Origin of the sequence: Flavobacterium sp. K77, from assembly GCF_021608205.1 — a bacterium.
Lineage (GTDB): Bacteria > Bacteroidota > Bacteroidia > Flavobacteriales > Flavobacteriaceae > Flavobacterium > Flavobacterium turcicum.
In genome coordinates this window covers 463,498-481,927 of sequence record NZ_JAKIHO010000001.1, presented here as the reverse complement: position 1 = coordinate 481,927, position 18,430 = coordinate 463,498, and the positions used below count along the sequence as shown (strand labels likewise).

Annotated in this window: 18 protein-coding genes; 7 read left to right on the top strand and 11 right to left on the bottom strand. The window is 35.3% G+C overall.

Translation table 11 applies throughout. From position 1 onward, the window contains the following. Positions 1–9: 9 nt before the first annotated feature. The 4 genes from L1S34_RS02140 to L1S34_RS02125 are packed head-to-tail and all read right to left on the bottom strand — an operon-like array spanning position 10 to position 4,100. The gene (locus L1S34_RS02140; RefSeq protein ID WP_236362562.1) at positions 10–2,136 is read right to left on the bottom strand and encodes a DUF4301 family protein; all 2,127 of its coding nucleotides are present in this window, start codon (positions 2,134–2,136) and stop codon (positions 10–12) included. Then, positions 2,091–2,720: a nicotinamide riboside transporter PnuC gene (gene pnuC, locus L1S34_RS02135; RefSeq protein ID WP_236362561.1), complete on the bottom strand. Its 630-nt coding sequence runs from the start codon at positions 2,718–2,720 to the stop codon at positions 2,091–2,093. The genes L1S34_RS02140 and pnuC overlap by 46 nt, the downstream gene beginning before the upstream one ends. Positions 2,721–2,725: 5 nt before the next feature. Next, the gene (locus L1S34_RS02130) at positions 2,726–3,439 is read right to left on the bottom strand and encodes a geranylgeranylglyceryl/heptaprenylglyceryl phosphate synthase (RefSeq protein ID WP_236362559.1); all 714 of its coding nucleotides are present in this window, start codon (positions 3,437–3,439) and stop codon (positions 2,726–2,728) included. Positions 3,440–3,452: 13 nt separating this feature from the next. Next, positions 3,453–4,100, bottom strand: coding sequence for a 4'-phosphopantetheinyl transferase family protein (locus tag L1S34_RS02125; protein WP_236362557.1), 648 nt, complete (start codon positions 4,098–4,100; stop codon positions 3,453–3,455). Between the two features lie 279 nt (positions 4,101–4,379). On the opposite strand from L1S34_RS02125, the gene ahcY reads away from it, so the two are divergent. Then, entirely contained in the window at positions 4,380–5,696 is a 1,317-nt protein-coding gene (gene ahcY, locus L1S34_RS02120; RefSeq protein ID WP_236362555.1) for an adenosylhomocysteinase, read from the top strand. 403 nt (positions 5,697–6,099) lie between these two features. Then, on the top strand, positions 6,100–6,528 hold the full coding sequence (locus tag L1S34_RS02115) for a hypothetical protein (RefSeq protein ID WP_236362553.1): 429 nt from the start codon (positions 6,100–6,102) through the stop codon (positions 6,526–6,528). A 142-nt stretch (positions 6,529–6,670) separates the two neighbouring features. On the opposite strand, the gene rpmA is transcribed toward L1S34_RS02115, so the two are convergent. Both rpmA and rplU read right to left on the bottom strand, forming a co-directional pair. Further along, complete coding sequence (gene rpmA / locus L1S34_RS02110; RefSeq protein WP_166132962.1) at positions 6,671–6,937, bottom strand: 50S ribosomal protein L27; 267 nt, start codon at positions 6,935–6,937, stop codon at positions 6,671–6,673. A 23-nt stretch (positions 6,938–6,960) separates the two neighbouring features. Further along, positions 6,961–7,383, bottom strand: a complete 423-nt coding sequence (gene rplU, locus L1S34_RS02105; RefSeq protein WP_166132960.1) for a 50S ribosomal protein L21 — start codon at positions 7,381–7,383, stop codon at positions 6,961–6,963. A gap of 235 nt (positions 7,384–7,618) precedes the next feature. On the opposite strand from rplU, the gene L1S34_RS02100 reads away from it, so the two are divergent. Both L1S34_RS02100 and L1S34_RS02095 read left to right on the top strand, forming a co-directional pair. Further along, entirely contained in the window at positions 7,619–8,944 is a 1,326-nt protein-coding gene (locus tag L1S34_RS02100; RefSeq protein ID WP_236362551.1) for a M16 family metallopeptidase, read from the top strand. 11 nt (positions 8,945–8,955) lie between these two features. Further along, on the top strand, positions 8,956–11,004 hold the full coding sequence (locus L1S34_RS02095; RefSeq protein WP_236362549.1) for a M16 family metallopeptidase: 2,049 nt from the start codon (positions 8,956–8,958) through the stop codon (positions 11,002–11,004). A 184-nt stretch (positions 11,005–11,188) separates the two neighbouring features. Here the strand turns inward: L1S34_RS02095 and L1S34_RS02090 are convergent, their stop codons facing one another. After that, positions 11,189–12,055, bottom strand: a complete 867-nt coding sequence (locus L1S34_RS02090; RefSeq protein WP_236362547.1) for a DMT family transporter — start codon at positions 12,053–12,055, stop codon at positions 11,189–11,191. Positions 12,056–12,163: 108 nt separating this feature from the next. Here L1S34_RS02090 and L1S34_RS02085 point away from each other — a divergent pair, with 108 nt between their 5' ends. After that, complete coding sequence (locus L1S34_RS02085; protein ID WP_236362545.1) at positions 12,164–12,541, top strand: heavy-metal-associated domain-containing protein; 378 nt, start codon at positions 12,164–12,166, stop codon at positions 12,539–12,541. Between the two features lie 78 nt (positions 12,542–12,619). On the opposite strand, the gene gldD is transcribed toward L1S34_RS02085, so the two are convergent. From gldD to mutY, 4 genes are read right to left on the bottom strand one after another with little or no spacing between them, the layout of a single operon-like run. Beyond that, complete coding sequence (gene gldD, locus L1S34_RS02080) at positions 12,620–13,183, bottom strand: gliding motility lipoprotein GldD (protein WP_210787942.1); 564 nt, start codon at positions 13,181–13,183, stop codon at positions 12,620–12,622. 43 nt (positions 13,184–13,226) lie between these two features. Then, positions 13,227–14,519: a gliding motility-associated protein GldE gene (gldE, locus tag L1S34_RS02075; protein WP_236362543.1), complete on the bottom strand. Its 1,293-nt coding sequence runs from the start codon at positions 14,517–14,519 to the stop codon at positions 13,227–13,229. A gap of 23 nt (positions 14,520–14,542) precedes the next feature. Then, positions 14,543–14,986 carry a single-stranded DNA-binding protein gene (locus tag L1S34_RS02070; RefSeq protein WP_166132948.1) on the bottom strand — a complete coding sequence of 148 codons (444 nt, stop codon included), beginning with the start codon at positions 14,984–14,986 and terminating at the stop codon, positions 14,543–14,545. A gap of 43 nt (positions 14,987–15,029) precedes the next feature. Next, the gene (mutY, locus tag L1S34_RS02065; RefSeq protein WP_236362541.1) at positions 15,030–16,067 is read right to left on the bottom strand and encodes an A/G-specific adenine glycosylase; all 1,038 of its coding nucleotides are present in this window, start codon (positions 16,065–16,067) and stop codon (positions 15,030–15,032) included. 133 nt (positions 16,068–16,200) lie between these two features. Between mutY and L1S34_RS02060 the strand changes: the two genes are divergently transcribed. Further along, entirely contained in the window at positions 16,201–16,491 is a 291-nt protein-coding gene (locus L1S34_RS02060; protein WP_066080765.1) for an HU family DNA-binding protein, read from the top strand. A 379-nt stretch (positions 16,492–16,870) separates the two neighbouring features. Beyond that, positions 16,871–18,415 (top strand): Rne/Rng family ribonuclease, encoded by a 1,545-nt coding sequence (locus L1S34_RS02055; RefSeq protein ID WP_166132944.1) that lies wholly within the window; start codon positions 16,871–16,873, stop codon positions 18,413–18,415. Positions 18,416–18,430: the final 15 nt, after the last annotated feature.

Genomic DNA, 18,430 nt, shown 5'->3' with positions numbered 1-18,430 from the left:
GAGTCAACATTAGTTATACGATTGATGCGTTGGCTTTAACAAATCGTTTACCGTTTTCACAGGATTAAAAGTAACCAACGGCACTTGTACAAAAATAGTCAACCAATCGGCCATGGCGCCATTCCATAAACCAGGTAGTTCATATCCTTTAATAGGCTGACCTGCGCTATTTTTTTCAACTATAAATCCACTATTGCAGTCAACATAGTCAGGTAAATTAAATTTTTGATTCATATAATCTTTTAAACCGCAAACCAAATCTACTGGATTAAAATGAGTGGCTGCTTGCAGAATCTCTTTTTGTTGTGAATCGTTAATATCTACTTGAGAACTCTCTACAATTTGAAGCGAAACGGAGCCATTTTGTTGTCGAACCCAGAAAGGACCTCCACCAGGCTCTCCTTCATTTTTTACCATACCGCATACGCGTATTGGTCTGTTTAAAATAGCGTGCAAAGTCGCCACTTTATATTTTTGTGTTCCAATTTGAAAATCATCTGAAAGTGTAATATGAAATTTATCTTTCAAGAAAACAACAATCTGATTGATGTAAGTGGAAGGTACATTTGCCACATCCAAGCCTTGTAAATAATTAAAAACTTGCTTTTGCAAAGCAATTAAAATTCCTCCTAATGCTCTTTTGTACAATCCCACCTTATCTAGATCGTTTTGAACTACGTTGTCTATATTTTTAATAAAAACAATATCTGCTTCAATTTGATTCAAGTTCTCAATTAAAGCGCCATGTCCTCCAGGTCGAAATAACAATTGACCTGCAGCATCTCTAAACGGTTGATTACTTGGAGTAACGGCAATGGTATCTGTACTTTGATTCTGGTAAGAGTATGTTATATCGATAGTGACATTATTGTTCTCCTGAATTCTTGCCAAATCGTTTAATACCACTTGCTCAAAGTACGCTTGATGAGACTGCGAAACCGTGAAATGTAAATTAGATTTCTCTTGTGCGGTAGCGTATTGTACACATTCTAGCAAATGCTCAGCCACCGGAGTTGCCAAGCGAGTGGCGTATTTGTGAAAAGGTAATACTCCTTTTGGTTTGTTTGCAAAATTAAAATAAGTAGGAGATAAAAGTACCTTTATGAAGTAATAATTCTTAAGGTTACGATCAAGACTATCAAAATTTTCGAATTCTTTTTTTAATGTTTCATATACCATTTCAAAAAATGGAAATTTATCCATTCCTACAATAAAAATAGACAATTCACTAGCTTTCTTACGATTGATGTAAGCATTTATTGATTCGTTTTCAATATCAAAATCATTTAGAAATTCGGTTAGAAATTTAAACATCCTACTAGCTGCTCCTGAAGCGGGTACAAACTTAGAGAGTTTAAATTCGTCTTTGTGCGCATCAAAAAATGAGGCATGCATTTCGAAGTCTGTCTCCGATAATTTCAAAATGCCATCCGATAATTTTGCTGGACGTAACAGTTGTGCTGGCTCTATTCCATTTTTAAAAAAATGCAACTGCTGTTCAATATTTTTAAGCGCAATTCCGTGTTCTTTTATCTGTAAAAAATCGGCGGTCGAAAAGCCTAACTTGTTGGCCAAAACTAGTTCATCTACAATTGTAACGGCCGTTTTAAAACGCGTTTCTTGATCTCCACTAAGAGTTAGAAACGGTTTGTTATGATCAATTAGCGCCTGCTTGAACTCACTAAAAATGGCCTCTCTCCCTTGCGGAGTATCTCTGATATCATCTTTTTCCCAAGGTACATCAATAGACGTTAAAAAAAACAAGTCATAATCATGTACAACTGCTGCCTCTTGTAAAGCATCCGGACAAGTACCGTAATACAAATCGGAGAAAACCTTGGTAACCATTAAATTGGTATCACAAAACAGTAGCTCTTTTGCTTTTAAAACACTTTCATTTTCAAGTAGCATTTGTCCTTCAGCAATAGGCAACATATCCTCTAGTGTGCACAATTGCTGATTCGAATCCCATTTTTGTTGCAAATAATCACGAGCAAATTCGGGCACCCACTCTGTTTGATAGTGTGCCGCAAGTTGCTTGGCTAATGTTGTTTTACCGGTACTTTCAGGACCAAATAAGGTTATTTTTACTACTCTGTTTTCGCCACTAGAGCGCTGTTTGAGATTTTCTTCCATTCTAAATAGCCAAATATGGCAACTATTGTAAATACTACATATTGAAAACTGGTAAAAGTATACCCTTTAAAAAAATACAAAGGAATCGAAATGACATCTCCGATGATCCAAAATATCCAGTTTTCTACTTTTCGCTTGGCCATAAGCCACATTCCCACAAAGAAGATTCCTGTGATAAAAGTGTCAACGTAAGCGTACCAAGTGGTGAATTTATCAAAAAAATGGTACACCGCCACAACAAATGCGACGGTAAATATAAAAAGAAATATGGCAATTCGTTTTTCTGCTGAAGAAATTGTAGAAATAGGAAAAGCCACTTCGTCTCCTTTTTTGCGGGTCCAATGATACCAGCCGTAAATACTCATTATAAAATAGTAACCATTGATCATCATATCGCCCCACAAAACCCATTTCCAAAGTAGATAGACAAAAATCGAAGTGCTTATTAAACCTGTTGGAAAAACCCAAATATTATCTTTTTTGGCACACCAAACGCTCAAAAGACCAAATATTACGGCAATAATTTCGAGGTATACATCTAATCGAGGATAGGTGCTGTATTGTGCAAAAAAATAATCAAACATAAAAGTTAATTAAAAAAATTAATATCATTTTCAAATGCGGTTCCTATAACCACTAGGTCTGCGCCAGCAGCGTGAGCGAGTTGAATTGCTTGCAAGTCTTTAATCCCGCCGCCTACAATTAGCGGAATTTTAATATTTTGTGCAACTGCGTCAATCACATTTATTGGCACCGCTTGCTTAGCGCCGCTACCTGCTTCAAGATAAATTAATTGATGACCCAACATTTCACCCGTTAATGAAGTGGCCACAACCAAATCAATGTTGGAGCGATCTAGCGGTTTTGTTTTACTTACACGTTCTACCGCAGTTTGTGTACCACTTTCAATCAGTACATAGCCAGTTGGAATAATTTCTAATTGCGTTCTTTTTAAAATAGGTGCCGCCTGCACTTGATGGGCAATTAAATAGTCAGGATTTCTGCCTGAGATTAATGACAGGAACAAAATTCCATCAGCTTTATCTGAAATTTGCGAAGGATTACCCGGAAAAAGAACTACCGGCAAAGCGCAATCTCTTTTTAAAGTGATTATCAATTCGTCCAAAATGTTGGAAGTTACTAAGCTTCCGCCAATGAATAAATGTGTTGCTGGCGATTGATTGATTTTTGGAATCAAAACACTCAGTTGCGCTATAGTAATTTTATCAGGATCGAGCAAAATGGCCAACAACTTGCTTCCCTTTTCTTTTGCTTTTAAAATCTCGCTGTAAATAGTTTTCATGCAGATATCGACATTAAAGGTTTTCAATGCGATTTTGTTCAAAAGCATAAACCAAACCAAAGTTTTCAATTTCTTGAAAATACAAGTCATAGTTTTGCGGCACTGCGTCAAATAATAATTGAGCGTTGGCGTATTGATCATTCAAATCGAATTGCTGTATGCGAATGTGATTTTTGAAACTGATCCCTTTTTCGTTTCTGATTTTAAAAATGGCTTCTTTTGCACCCCAAATAACGGTTAATTTCGGAATGTAATCTTGGCTTTGTTCAACGAGGAAACTTAGTTCAGCATCACAAAATTTAGAAGCAATACTTTTTATTTTTTCGCGCTGCAGTTCGATATCAATACCTACTTTTTGATCGCTAATAATAATAGCAGCAAATTCATGCGAATGTGTAATCGAAATATGCTGACCATCCTGCAAGTGCGGTTTTCCAAAAGCGTCATAGTATAAATCAAAATCGGTGTAACCTGCCTCGAGTAGTAGCATACGTACACTTAAAAAAGCACGCTGGTGCAACTCTGACTTCATAGACTCTAACCGAGATTGGCTTTCGGGTCTTAATTGAATTTGACTTTGAAACTGTGCGAGCGACTCCGTGACTTTCCAAATAAGCATTCGAGTACCCAATTGCGGGCGTGTATCTTGAAATAAAGGCATGTTAGTAACTTGATTTTTAGCCCCGATTGCAACGGAAATCCTTTTTTATCCGCTTCTTTAGCGGAAAAAAAGATTGGAGTGAAAAGCGGGAAATAGCTCCTAAAAACAAAAATGAACGCTTGAGAACTTTTATTTTATTGATTTTTAAAAGTTTACACCGCTAAACATTTCATAAATAGAAGTGAATGTTTTTATAATCCTAAGATATTGTGTAATTTTGCAAAAAATTAGCCCGCATTTGGCAGGCCAACAGTCAAAATAATTACAAATATACAATAAATGAGTACAGCAACTATGCCATACGTGGCTTTCAAGGTTAAAGACATTTCCCTTGCAGCTTGGGGACGAAAAGAAATTGAATTAGCTGAAGCTGAGATGCCAGGTTTAATGGCGCTTAGAGCAGAATACAAAGACGAACAACCTTTGAAAGGCGCTCGTATTGCAGGATGCTTGCACATGACGATTCAAACTGCAGTTTTAATCGAAACTTTAATTGCACTTGGAGCTGAGGTAACTTGGTCTTCTTGTAACATTTTCTCTACTCAAGATCAAGCTGCTGCTGCTATTGCTGCTGCTGGAATTCAAGTTTATGCTTGGAAAGGATTGAACGAAGAGGATTTTGACTGGTGTATTGAGCAAACTTTGTTCTTTGGTGAAGACAGACAGCCATTAAACATGATTCTTGATGATGGTGGAGATTTAACAAACATGGTTATTGACCGTTACCCACATTTAGTTGCTGGCATCAAAGGTTTATCTGAAGAGACTACAACCGGAGTTCACAGATTGTACGAAAGAGTTAAAGCGGGAACATTACCAATGCCGGCTATTAACGTAAACGACTCTGTTACTAAATCTAAATTTGACAACAAATACGGTTGTAAAGAGTCTGCAGTTGATGCAGTTCGTCGTGCAACTGATGTTATGCTTGCTGCAAAAAGAGTTGTAGTATGCGGATACGGTGACGTAGGTAAAGGAACTGCTGCTTCTTTTAAAGGTGCTGGATCTATTGTTACAGTAACTGAAATTGACCCAATTTGTGCTTTACAAGCTGCAATGGACGGTTTTGAAGTTAAAAAATTAGACACTGTAATTGCTACCGCTGATATCATTATCACAACAACAGGTAACAAAGACATCGTTTTAGGTTCTCACTTCGAGAAAATGAAAGATAAAACTATCGTTTGTAACATCGGACACTTTGATAACGAAATCGACATGGCTTGGTTAAACTCAAACCACGGAGCTTCAAAAGTTGAAATCAAACCACAAGTTGACAAATATACTATTGCTGGAAACGACATTATCGTTCTTGCTGAAGGTCGTTTAGTAAACCTTGGTTGTGCTACAGGTCACCCAAGTTTTGTAATGAGTAACTCATTTACAAACCAAACTTTAGCTCAAATCGAATTATGGAAAAACAGTGCTGCTTACAACAATGAAGTGTACATGTTACCAAAACACCTTGATGAAAAAGTAGCTATGTTACACCTTGCTAAATTAGGAGTAGAGCTTGAAACTTTACGTCAAGATCAAGCAGAATATATTGGTGTTGAAGTAGCTGGACCATTCAAACCAGAGTACTATAGATACTAAAAATTAGTTCGTAGTCCTTAGTGACTAGCTAAATTAAAATAAAAAAACCCTTGCAGCAATGCGAGGGTTTTTTGTTTTTGGGCATTGACCCTCCGTAAAAACTGCGGGTCGGGCTTTTCGCTGTATCTTTTATTGCGCTGCACTCCATAAAAGGATGCCGCTGCAAACGAAGTTCAATGAACTCCGATAAAAATAAAAGCGAAGTGAAGTAATCCCTCATACGAAACTGTTTTCAAAAAAGCTTCTAACCTTAAAAAGGCTAGAAGCTTTAAAAATTACTCTAATAAATTCCGTTTAATCTAAATTGATGCTCATCACATTGCATCAATGTCCAGAACTATATTTTGACAAAAGTTAAAAATAAAATTTATTTATATATTTTTGGCGACACAAAATAAGCTAAATGAAACTAACAATAATTACCTTGCTATTACTGCTATCTGCGGCGGTTTACGCTCAAACACCTACATTACCTTTAATGTATCCGAGAGAAGAAAAATATGCAAAAATCCCGCAATTAGAAACGGTAAAACCAAAATCCTTTTCTCAAAAACAACTTGAAAACAATAGAATAATTGCTCAAGAAAAAAAACTAGTTAAGCTAGCTGCTAAAAGATGGGAAATAGACGAAGAGTTAAAAAGCAATTTGGACCAATTAAAATTATTAGAAACTAACGATAAAAGCCCCAAACATAAATTTTATAAAAGAAAGGTAGATCAACTCCAAAAAGAGCTAGCACTTGCAATACTCAAAGTGGAATACAGCACCCAAAAATTAAAAGAATTAGAAGCTGCTGCAGAAGACAACAAATATAAAATCTACGAGAATTGATTTCTTTTTAGATTCAGACCAACAAATCATCTAGACATAAAGAATGAACACCATTTTTAAATTGTTCTAGATTTTAAATATTATAATAAAACAAAAAAACCCATTTCTTTCGAAATGGGTTTTAAATAATTGAGAAAATCAATTATGCTTCAACTTCAAATGGAAGGATAGAAACATAAGATTTGTTATCTCTTTTCTTTTGGAATAAAACAACTCCATCTACTCTTGCGTGTAGCGTGTGATCTTTACTGATGTAAACATTAGCACCTGGATTATGTTTTGAACCTCTTTGTCTTACGATGATGTTCCCAGCAATAGCAGCTTGACCACCAAAAATCTTAACGCCTAAACGTTTTGATTCTGATTCTCTACCATTCTTCGAACTACCGACACCTTTCTTGTGAGCCATGACGTATTAGTTTTATTTTGTTATTATTCTTGAGTATCTTCTTTTTTAGCTTTAGCCGCTTTTTTCTTAGGAGCCTCTACTTCTTCTGTAGTTGCCTCAGCTGCTGCTTTTTTAGGAGCTGCTTTTTTAGCACCAACACCAGTAATACCTTCAATTACAATTTGAGTAAGATATTGTCTGTGACCGTTTCTCTTTTTGTATCCTTTTCTTCTTTTCTTTTTGAAAACGATAACTTTATCTCCTTTTAAGTGTTGTAACACTTTAGCTTCTACTGAAGCACCTTCTATAGCTGGGGCGCCTAAAGTGATTGCTCCGTTGTCATCTACTAAAAGAACTTTGTCAAAAGTAACTTTTGAACCTTCTTCGTTAGACAAACGGTTTACATAAACCTTTAAGTCTTTGCTTACTTTAAATTGTTGCCCTGCTATCTCTACGATTGCATACATACTGAATTGTTTTAATAATTTTTAAGGTTGCAAATATACAATTATATTTTTAACCTGCAATTACAACTATAAAATTTATTCAAAACCTATAAAACCTTGATTTTCTTGATATTTATCTACCCTTTTATCAACCTCAACCCAAACAGTTGTTAAAGTTTAAATTATATTAATTTCGACTGTAACAAAACCCATCATAGTATTACAAATTACCATACTTAACAAAATTATTAACCTTATGAAAAATTCATTAATGGCTTTAGGTGCTTTATTTATGCTAGGAGGAGTAGCTTCTGCACAAAAAGTAGCTTTTGAGGAATACAAACTTGACAATGGCTTACACGTCATTTTACACAATGACCCATCGGCTCCAACTGTAATTACCTCTGTAATGTACCATGTAGGTGCCAAAGACGAAAATCCAGAAAGAACTGGTTTTGCACACTTTTTCGAACACTTATTATTTGAAGGAACAGAGAATATAAAACGTGGTGAATGGTTTAAAATCGTAACCGGTAATGGTGGTGTGAACAATGCTAACACTACTGACGATAGAACCTATTATTACGAAGTATTTCCATCAAATAACCTAGAACTAGGATTATGGATGGAGGCAGAAAGAATGCTACACCCAGTAATTAACCAAATTGGAGTTGACACTCAAAATGAAGTAGTTAAAGAAGAAAAAAGATTACGTGTTGACAATCAACCTTACGGGAATTTTTTAGCAGAAGTAAAAAAGAATATCTTTAAAAAACACCCTTACCGTTGGGCAACTATTGGTTCAATGGATCACCTTGACGCTGCTACTTTAGAAGAATTTCAAGCATTCAACAAGAAATTCTATGTGCCAAATAACGCCGTTCTTGTTGTAGCAGGTGATTTTAAACCAGAGCAAGCCAAAGAATGGATTCAAAAATATTTTGGACCAATTAAAAAAGGTGCTGCAGTTAAGAGAGAAACTTTTGTAGAGGAACCAATTACACAAACAATTAAAGCTACATTTGAAGATCCTAATATTCAAATTCCAGCAATCGTAGCAGCCTACAGAACGCCATCAATGAAAACCAGAGATGCTAGAGTTTTGGATATGATTTCTTCTCTTTTAAGCGATGGAAAAAGCTCAAGATTGTACAAAAAAATTGTTGACGACAAGAAAATGGCATTGCAAATTGGTGCTTTTAGCAACAACCAAGAGGACTACGGAAGCTACATCATTTACGGCTTGCCGCAGGCTCCTAACACAGCTGAAGGTATTTTAGCTGAAATTGATGCTGAAATTGCGAAACTCCAAACTGAATTATTATCAGAAAACGATTTGCAAAAATTACAAAACAAATTTGAGAATCAATACGTAAACAGCAACTCAACCATCGACGGTATTGCTGACAACTTAGCAACTTACCATTTATTGTACGGAGATATTAACCTAATCAATACTGAAATCGACATTTACCGTTCTATTACTCGTGAAGAAATTAGAGAGGTTGCTAAAAAATATTTAAATCCAAAGCAAAGATTAGTTTTGGATTATGTGCCATCTAAAGACAAAGCTCAAAAATAAGATATCTCATCATGAAAAAATCAATATTAATTATATCCAGCTTGTTCTTAACAGTTATTATGCAAGGACAGATCATACCTCAGCCAAAACCAGGAGCAGCTCCAACTATAAAAATTGGAAAACCAGTTACTTTTGAATTAAAAAACGGTTTAAAAGTACTTGTGGTTGAAAATCATAAACTTCCACGTGTATCTTTTAGTCTTACTCTAGACAACGATCCGTATACTGAAGGTGACAAAAAAGGAGTATCTGATATGACTAGCAGCCTTATGGGAAGCGGTACTACCAAAATCTCTAAAACTGCCTTCAATGAAGAGGTAGATTTTTTAGGAGCTAACATTAATTTTAGTTCTAACGGAGCCTCTGCAAGTTCACTATCTAAATACGCAGGTCGTGTTTTAGAATTAATGGCAGACGGTGCTTTGAATCCTAAATTCACTCAAGAGGAATTCGATAAAGAAAAAGCTAAATTAATTGAAGGCTTAAAGTCGAATGAAAAAAGTGTTTCAGCTGTTTCAGCGCGTGTGGTTGATGTTTTAACATACGGAAAAAACCATCCTGCAGGAGAATATGTAAGCGAAGCTACATTGAAAAATGTAACGCTTGCTGACGTACAAGCTAACTATAGTACTTATTTTGTACCAAGCAATGCTTACCTTATTATAGTAGGTGATGTAAAAGTGACTGAAACTAAGAAAATGGTCGAAAAATTCTTTGGTTCTTGGAAAAAAGCTGCTGCACCATCTCTTGCCTTTGCTGATCCAAAAGATGTGACGAAAACACAAATCAACTTTATAGACATGCCTAACGCAGTCCAGTCAGAAGTTAATGTGGTAAACATGTCTAATTTAAAAATGACTGATCCAGATTATTTTGCAGTTTTAATTGCGAATCAAATCCTAGGTGGTGACTTTAACAGCTACATCAACATGAACTTAAGAGAAGCTCACGGATGGACTTACGGTGCGCGCACTGGAATTTACGGCGACAAAAGAATCTCTACTTTTAGCGCTTCGACTCAAGTACGTAATGCAGTAACTGACAGTACAGTTGTTGAAATTTTCAAAGAATACAAAAAAATCAGAACCGAAAAAGTTACCGATGAAATGTTGGCTAATGTAAAAGCAGGTTATATAGGTCGTTTTGTAATGCAAATTGAAAAACCACAAACCGTTGCTGGTTATGCATTAAGAACAAAAACACAAGGCTTACCAGCTGATTTTTACGAGAACTACATCAAAAACATCAGTGCTGTAACTGCAGATGATGTAATGAGAGTGGCTAACAAATACTTCTTAGCTGACAACAGCCGTATTATCATTGTTGGAAAAGCAGCTGATGTGGTTTCTGGATTAGAAAAACTAAAATACCCTATTTACTATTTTGACAAATACGGTAATCCTACTTCAAAACCAGAAATGAAAAAAGCGGTGCCAGCAGGTGTTACTGCAAAAACAGTTCTTGACAATTACATTAAAGCTATTGGTGGCGAAAAAGCAGCAACGGCTGTAAAAACAGTTACGATGATAGGTTCTACAACAATTCCACAAGCACCATCACCATTGAGTTTTACCTCAAAATCTGATGTAAAAGGAAAAATCATGGTAGAGTTAGCAATGGGAACTATGAGTTTAATGAAACAAGTAGTAAACGAAAAAGGTGGCTACGTAATGCAACAAGGACAGCGTCAGAACATTGAAGGAGCTGCACTTGCTGAAATGAGAGCAGTTGCTATGCCAATACCAGAATTATCACTTGCTAAACAACAAGATCTAAAATTAGAATCTATCGAAATCATCAACGGAAAAGAAGCTTACGCTGTGAAAAACGGAAAAACTACTTTGTATTTTGATGTATCTTCAGGTCTTAAAATTGCTGAATCTATTTTAATGGAACAAGGCGGAAAAAGTATGACCAAAACAACTAACTATTCGGATTACAGAGATGTAAAAGGAGTAAAACTTCCGTTTAACATTATTCAAAATGTTGGTTTTGATTTAGATATTAAATTATCTGAAGTAAAAGTAAACGAAGGTGTAACTGATGCTGATTTTCAATAATCATAACACCATATAATACAAAAGGCTGTCTAGAAATAGGCAGCCTTTTTTGCTTATAATAATTATCAGATAAGCGCTACTTCGATATTATTTGGTAGCAAATTTTCTTCAAACGAAACTCACTAAACTAGTGAAAACGTTAACTTAAAACTAAATACTTTCGTGAAAAATTATGACAACGCATTTATTTCTTAGCTGATAAATACACACCGATCAATACGATGAAAGCACCTAAAAACTGAACAGGAGTTAGCATTTCTTGATCTAGTAAACCCCAACAAAATGCCACCACCGGGATTAAATACGTTACTGATGTTGCAAATACTGGCGACGACATTTGAATCAGTTTAAAAAATAAAATATTAGCAATACCAGTTCCGACTACGCCCAATACTATGATATAAAGTACTGATTGCTGCACTTGTTCCTGTTGTACCACATCAAAAAAACCAGATGCAAACAAAACCGCCAAAGCAGGCAGACTTAATACCATAAAATTACCCGTGGTAATGCTCAGCGGACTCAAATCATGCAAATACTTTTTGATTAAATTGACATTTAAGGCATAACAAATAGAGGCAATTAAAACCAAAATAGCATACCAGTAATTTTGTTCTGGATGATGCATTGCACCATTTAAAATAAGTAAAGCGCTTCCTGCCAAGCCAATTACAATTCCTATAATTTGCGTTCGCTTAAAATGCAAACCAAAAAAAACGGCTCCTAGGATTAAAGTATTGAGCGGCGTTAAAGAATTTAAAATGGAACTAACCGAACTATCTATTTCGGTTTGCGCAATTGCAAATAAATAAGCGGGAATAAATGTTCCAAACAAAGAGGTTAACGCAATATATTTCCATTTGAAACTAGGGATTTTAGAAATGCTTTTAAAACCTATCAACACCAAAAATAGCGCTGCAAACAAAATACGCAAAGACCCTAATTGCAGTGGTGTGAGACCAACGAGACCTTTTTTAATCAATATAAACGAACTTCCCCACACAAGGGCCAATACCGTTAAGTAAACCCATTTTAATTGCTTTGCTTCCATACTTGTAATTTGGGTTCAAAATTGTAATTATTTTATGAATTAGCACTGCTTTTTTTAGTTAATTTTGCATAGAATTTATTTCGAATTTCCTTTAAAAACATACACATTATGAAACTACTACAAGCAATACTCTTTCTAACACTAGCAAGTACTTTATTGGTAGCTTGCAAAGAAAATACTAGAGAAAAAACAAAAGCAGAGCTTGCCTTGACCGCAGCACCACAAGCAAAAAAACCAATTGCTGCCGCTTATTTAAAAACCGCAACTTTTGCTGTGGAAGGTATGACTTGCGCTGTAGGTTGTGCTAAAACAATTCAAGAAGAACTAACCGAATTAGAGGGAGTATCAAAAGCTACCGTAGACTTTGACACCAAACTAGCTACAGTGGTTTATGACAAAACTGCACAATCGCCAGCTAAACTAACTCAAACCGTTGAGGCTGTTGCCGATGGTAAAACATACAAGGTTTCGAATATGAAATCGTAAATTGATTTTTCATTAAACAAAAAAAAAAGCATTCTCTTACCGGGAATGCTTTTTTTTGGGAATTTCAGAACAATGGAATTACTTCCACTTCATGGTTTCCATTAGGCGCTGCATGTCGTTTTTAATGTAACTAGCCGCAGGCATAATAGAATCGAAATTAGGTTTTGCATAAAAATAAACAGAACCAGTTACAAAATGACGTGTACTGTCTGTTGCATAAAACTGCGAATTAGTTGCTGCATTACCATTTACTTGATAAAACATGCCGTACACTTTTTTGTCAGCGTTTAAATACGGCTGCTCCAAAATATCATCTGCCTTGATTACGTGCTTGTAAGTTAATGTTTGTGCTTCGCGTAACAAATTATTGATATTTTTATTGACTGGCTGGTAGGTCAAAAAAATCGTCGCCTTCATTTTTGGATATGTAATACTCAAACCACAGTCTTTGTCTTTTTTTATAACGGCATCTTCATTCATTTCGAAAACAAATGGACATTCATTTTCAAAATTAACATACTTGGCCTCTGGATAATCCAAACGCAAATAGCTTTTTGGTTTTGGTAAAATTTCGTCTTTGCAAGACATAAAACTTATTGCACTAACCAATAAAACCGCAAAAACAGGTATCTTTTTTAACATCTTAGCTTTCATTTTAAAACTGCACTGCAAAACTAGTTTATAATTACAAAATCGTTACTTTAATTTGTTTTATTCTTTTGGAGTCGACTGCCTCAATGGTAAACTGACAATTTTCAAAAACCATTTTTTGATTTTTTTTAGGAAAACCACCTTCTATTTCTAATATAAATCCCGCTAATGTTTCAGCTTCACCTTTGTTGGCCTCAAACAATTCATCATCAACAGGAACGATGCGATAAAAATCCTTTAGATTTATCTTCCCTTCAAAAAGGAAATTCTTACTATCAATTTGCGAATAATTGATTTTATCATCATCGAACTCATCGCTAATATCGCCTACAATCTCTTCGATAACATCTTCTAACGAAACCAATCCCGAAGTTCCTCCATATTCATCAACCACGATCGCTAAATGACTTTTCATACCTTGGAAATCTTTCAGCAAATCATCGAGCTTTTTATTTTCAGGTATAAAAAAGGGCTCGCGTAATAGCAATTTCCAGTCAAAATCAAGTGTGTGAATGTAAGGCAGCAAGTCTTTTACAAACAAAACGCCAACAATTTGATCAATATTGTCCTTATAAACAGGAATCCTTGAATATCCTTTTTCGACAATTTGCGGATAAATGGTTGCAAACGAATCTGAAATTTCAATTGCAAAAATATCAATTCTCGGACTCATTACCTGCCTTGTATCGGTATTTCCGAAACTTACAATTCCCTCTAATATTTTTTGCTCTTCGCTTGAGGTAGCATCTTCGGCTGTTAACTCCAGTGCTTGCGAGAGTTGATCAACGGATAAATTAGTTTTTTGTTTGGTAAACTTATGATGCAAATACAATGTCAACTTTCGCATCGGAGCACTTATTGGCGATAGTAACACATCTAACCAATAAACAGGCAGTATTAACTTCTTTACAAAAAAATAGTTATTTCGGCTGGCGAGTACTTTGGGCAATACATCTGCAAAAAACAACAACACTACAATCAAAAAAACGATTCCAAGAATTTTAACAACAGAAGAATTTTCAGAAAAAATAAAACTCATTTTAAGCTCTTGCAAAAAGAGGAATATGATTGCTAAATAGAAAGTTTTGTTGGCAATGGTTAAACTTGCTCTAAGTTTATTGGGTTTGCTGAGTAAACGACTCAACTTTTTTTCGATCAATGGGGAAACCTGAAACAGCGCTATATCTTTAGCAGAAAGCGAAAAAAAAGCTACTTCAGCCGCAGCTACAGCAGCTGCACAAAATATTAGTATAAAAATTAATAGACCTACCAATAGCTGGCTAGTAGGCGCAAAAGTAAAAAAAAGTAAACTGGGCTCTGGGTCCAAATCAAAAGGTGTTAGTTAAACAATCAAAATGGCAAATCATTGATAGGCAATGTACGTGGTGTGTCGCTTTCAAAATTACTATTTTTTGAAGTATCAGTACTAGTAACCGATTTGCTGTTTTCAGTATCTTTTTTGGTTGACAAAAAGGTAAATTCGGTTACTTGAATTTCATTGGCAAACTTTGTACTTCCGTCTTCAGCTTGCCATTGACGTGATTTTATTCTGCCTTCTACATAAATTTTATCTCCTTTTGACAAATATTTTTCACAAAGTTCAGCGGCTTTATTGCGTACTACCAAATTATGCCATTCGGTAGAAGTGATTTTTTCATTAGTCGTTTTATTGATATACACTTCATGAGTGGCCAACTGAAAGCGACCAATACAGTTGCCACCATCAAAATAGTGCATCTTTATGGCATCGCCAAGATAACCTATGAGCATGACTTTATTTAAGGTTCCGTTCATTTTAATTTGTGGTATTTACCAAAGGTACATTTTTTTGGAAATTCTAAAGTTCCTTTTCAATAAAATTATGAATGACAATAGGAAAAGGAAAAGCGCGCAAAGTTTCGATATCGATAGCTGATTCTAAGGTTTCGGAAACTTGTACTTTCCAAAATTTAATATGCAAATGTTGGTGAGATAATTTATGTACGATACTTTTAGCATTGTACTCATATATAATAGGATTTGATTTCGCATTGCCATACTCCTCCTGAACTTGCTCATTAACGTGGTACCAATCCTCTTCTTTATCGGTTTCATAAACAGGGAACTCATATAAATTATGCCAAATTCCTTTATCAGTTCGTTTTTGAACCAAAGTATTGCCTTGAAGGTCCTCGAACACCAAGTAATTAAAATAGCGATTTCGTACTTTGAGCTTTTTTGACTTAACAGGAAGTTGATCCACTTTCTTTTTCTGCAAAGCGACGCAACTATTATTAAAAACACAATTAGCACAATCCGGATTTTTAGGTACGCATTGCAAGGCTCCAAACTCCATAATGGCTTGGTTAAAAATTGCGGGGTCATCCTTAGGCATTAACTCGGACGCAAGTGCTGCAAATTCTTTTTTGGCAGCAGCCTGGGCAATATCAGTCTCCACATCAAAATAACGTGACAGCACCCGAAACACATTTCCATCCACCACAGGAACGGCTTCATTGTAAGCAAATGAGGCAATAGCAGCAGCGGTGTACTCACCTACTCCTTTTAATTGCAACAACTCTTTGTACGTTCCCGGAAAAATGCCTGACAACTCTTGGGCAATGTATTGTGCCGTTTGATGCAAGTTTCGTGCTCTAGAATAATACCCTAATCCCTGCCATAGCTTTAAAACTTGCTCTTCATTGGCTTGTGCGAGGTCAAAAACGGTTGGAAATGCAGTGGTAAACGACAAAAAATACGGCAAACCTTGCGCTACACGCGTTTGTTGCAACATAATTTCAGAGAGCCAAATAGCGTACGGATTTGTTGTATGACGCCATGGTAAATCACGTTTATTTTGTAAGTACCAATTTATCAGTGTTTTAGAAAAAACCATTAATTAATTATTTGTTAGCAAAAGTAAAAGTTTATGTAATTAAAATTTAATGAATTAGCTTGAATAATTGTTTTTTAAATTCCTATATTTGCAAACTCAAAAAAATAGTACAACATTATAAATAGGAAAGAAAATGACGAAAGCAGATATCGTAGCGAAAATTTCAGAAAAATTAGGTCTTGAAAAAGGAGATGTTCAGGCAACTGTGGAGACTTTCATGAATGAAGTGAAAAATTCATTAGAAACTGGAGACAATGTTTATTTAAGAGGTTTTGGAAGTTTTATAGTGAAGACTAGAGCTGAGAAAACAGGTAGAAATATCTCTAAAAATACAACTATAAAAATTCCTGCACACAATATTCCTGCTTTCAAACCAGCTAAAGTATTTGTAGAAGGTGTAAAAACGAACAACGAAGCAAAATAATAATATTAATCATAAAATCGACAAGACATGCCAAGTGGTAAAAAAAGAAAGAGACATAAGGTAGCAACGCACAAACGTAAAAAAAGAGCGAGAGCTAACCGTCACAAGAAGAAAAAGTAGTTTTAAACTACTTTTTTCTTTTTAAACGTTCATTGAAATCGAAAATCCAGCCTGCAGTATACAGTCTCAGTAAGCAGTTCAACTGTGAACTTAAATTGAAAATCGCTAGCTAATTTTCCCCGGGTACAATACCTGTAAAATTATTGTTTAATCCATCCCTATTATTAATTTAGGAATTAGGATTTTTAGATTTAGGATTGCAAAATCCCAAATCCCAAATCCCAAATCCCTGATTGAGAATTCGGATAAAAATTTACAAATGAATAAAGAATTAATCATTAGATCTAGTTCTGAAGCTGTAGATTTTGCCTTATTAAAAGATGGAAAACTAATTGAATTACACAAAGAAGAAGAAAAAAGCAATTTCCAAGTTGGTGATATTTTTATTGCCAAAATCAGGAAACCAGTTGCCGGACTTAACGCTGCTTTTGTAAATGTAGGCTTCGAAAAAGATGCCTTTTTACATTATCATGACTTAGGACCTAATCTTGCTTCTCAACTGAAATTCATAAAACTTGTAAGCGCAGGTAAATTAAAAGATTTCTCCCTAAAAAACTTTCAGTTTGAAAAAGAGATTGATAAAGATGGCACCATCACTGATGTTTTGAATGCCAATCAATCTGTATTAGTACAAGTCGTCAAAGAACCTATATCAACCAAAGGACCAAGAATTAGCGCTGAGCTCTCTCTTGCAGGAAGATTTATAGTTTTGGTTCCGTTTTCTGACCGCGTTTCTATTTCACAAAAAATAGAAGACAAAAAAGAAAAGGAACGCTTGAAACGATTAGTGCAATCCGTCAAACCAAAAGGATTTGGTGTTATTGTTCGCACAGTAGCCGAAGGCAAAAGCACAGTAGAATTAGAAAAAGATTTGCAGAACCTGCTAAGCAGATGGACTGCAATGTGTAAAAAATTACCAACTGCTCATCATCCGTCAAAAGTACTTGGAGAACTCAACAGAGCTTCATCAATACTTCGCGACGTGTTTAATGATACCTTTAGCGGTATTCAAATAGATGATGAAGAGTTGTACAACCAAACAAAGGATTACTTGCAAGAAATTGCACCATCCAAACAATCAATTGTAAAGTTCTATCAATCAAAAGACACACCTATTTTTGAGAAATACAACATAGAGCGACAAATCAAGACTTCATTTGGGAAAACAGTTTCCATGAGTAAAGGAGCTTACCTAATTATAGAACACACCGAAGCGTTGCACGTTATAGACGTAAACAGCGGAAACCGTTCTAACAAAGCCACCAACCAAGAAGATACTGCCATGGAAGTCAATATGATTGCTGCTGCCGAAATCGCTAGACAATTGCGTCTGCGAGATATGGGCGGTATCATTGTAGTTGATTTTATCGATATGTCTAATCCTGAAAATCGCAAAGTGTTGTTCGATTTCTTGAAAGAAGAAATGAGCGATGATAAAGCCAAGCACAAAATCTTACCTCCTAGCAAATTTGGATTAGTTCAAATTACACGTCAAAGAGTAAGACCAGAAGTTAATATTAAAACCAGAGAAGAAGATCCAAACAATGTAGTAGGTGAAATTGAAGCGCCAATTCAAATCATTGATAAAATATCTTTTGATCTAGAAAGAGTATTAAAAAACCACAATCAAGTTGTTCTTAACGTACATCCGTTTGTGGCCGCATACCTTACCAAAGGTTTTCCATCATTGCGTTCAAGATGGTTTCTTGAACACAAAAAATGGGTGAAAATTATACCTCGTGATGCTTACACGTACCTAGAATATCATTTTTATGACAAAAAAGAAAATGCTGTCATAGAATAAAAACAAACTCCTCAA

What these genes read in the sequence shown, in the direction of transcription:
- L1S34_RS02140 (WP_236362562.1), bottom strand. Translation starts at nt 2,136, where the DNA reads ATGGAAGAAAATCTCAAACAGCGCTCTAGTGGCGAAAACAGAGTAGTA.
- pnuC (WP_236362561.1), bottom strand. Translation starts at nt 2,720, where the DNA reads ATGTTTGATTATTTTTTTGCACAATACAGCACCTATCCTCGATTAGAT.
- L1S34_RS02130 (WP_236362559.1), bottom strand. Translation starts at nt 3,439, where the DNA reads ATGAAAACTATTTACAGCGAGATTTTAAAAGCAAAAGAAAAGGGAAGC.
- L1S34_RS02125 (WP_236362557.1), bottom strand. Translation starts at nt 4,100, where the DNA reads ATGCCTTTATTTCAAGATACACGCCCGCAATTGGGTACTCGAATGCTT.
- ahcY (WP_236362555.1), top strand. Translation starts at nt 4,380, where the DNA reads ATGAGTACAGCAACTATGCCATACGTGGCTTTCAAGGTTAAAGACATT.
- L1S34_RS02115 (WP_236362553.1), top strand. Translation starts at nt 6,100, where the DNA reads ATGAAACTAACAATAATTACCTTGCTATTACTGCTATCTGCGGCGGTT.
- rpmA (WP_166132962.1), bottom strand. Translation starts at nt 6,937, where the DNA reads ATGGCTCACAAGAAAGGTGTCGGTAGTTCGAAGAATGGTAGAGAATCA.
- rplU (WP_166132960.1), bottom strand. Translation starts at nt 7,383, where the DNA reads ATGTATGCAATCGTAGAGATAGCAGGGCAACAATTTAAAGTAAGCAAA.
- L1S34_RS02100 (WP_236362551.1), top strand. Translation starts at nt 7,619, where the DNA reads ATGAAAAATTCATTAATGGCTTTAGGTGCTTTATTTATGCTAGGAGGA.
- L1S34_RS02095 (WP_236362549.1), top strand. Translation starts at nt 8,956, where the DNA reads ATGAAAAAATCAATATTAATTATATCCAGCTTGTTCTTAACAGTTATT.
- L1S34_RS02090 (WP_236362547.1), bottom strand. Translation starts at nt 12,055, where the DNA reads ATGGAAGCAAAGCAATTAAAATGGGTTTACTTAACGGTATTGGCCCTT.
- L1S34_RS02085 (WP_236362545.1), top strand. Translation starts at nt 12,164, where the DNA reads ATGAAACTACTACAAGCAATACTCTTTCTAACACTAGCAAGTACTTTA.
- gldD (WP_210787942.1), bottom strand. Translation starts at nt 13,183, where the DNA reads ATGTTAAAAAAGATACCTGTTTTTGCGGTTTTATTGGTTAGTGCAATA.
- L1S34_RS02070 (WP_166132948.1), bottom strand. Translation starts at nt 14,986, where the DNA reads ATGAACGGAACCTTAAATAAAGTCATGCTCATAGGTTATCTTGGCGAT.
- mutY (WP_236362541.1), bottom strand. Translation starts at nt 16,067, where the DNA reads ATGGTTTTTTCTAAAACACTGATAAATTGGTACTTACAAAATAAACGT.
- L1S34_RS02060 (WP_066080765.1), top strand. Translation starts at nt 16,201, where the DNA reads ATGACGAAAGCAGATATCGTAGCGAAAATTTCAGAAAAATTAGGTCTT.
- L1S34_RS02055 (WP_166132944.1), top strand. Translation starts at nt 16,871, where the DNA reads ATGAATAAAGAATTAATCATTAGATCTAGTTCTGAAGCTGTAGATTTT.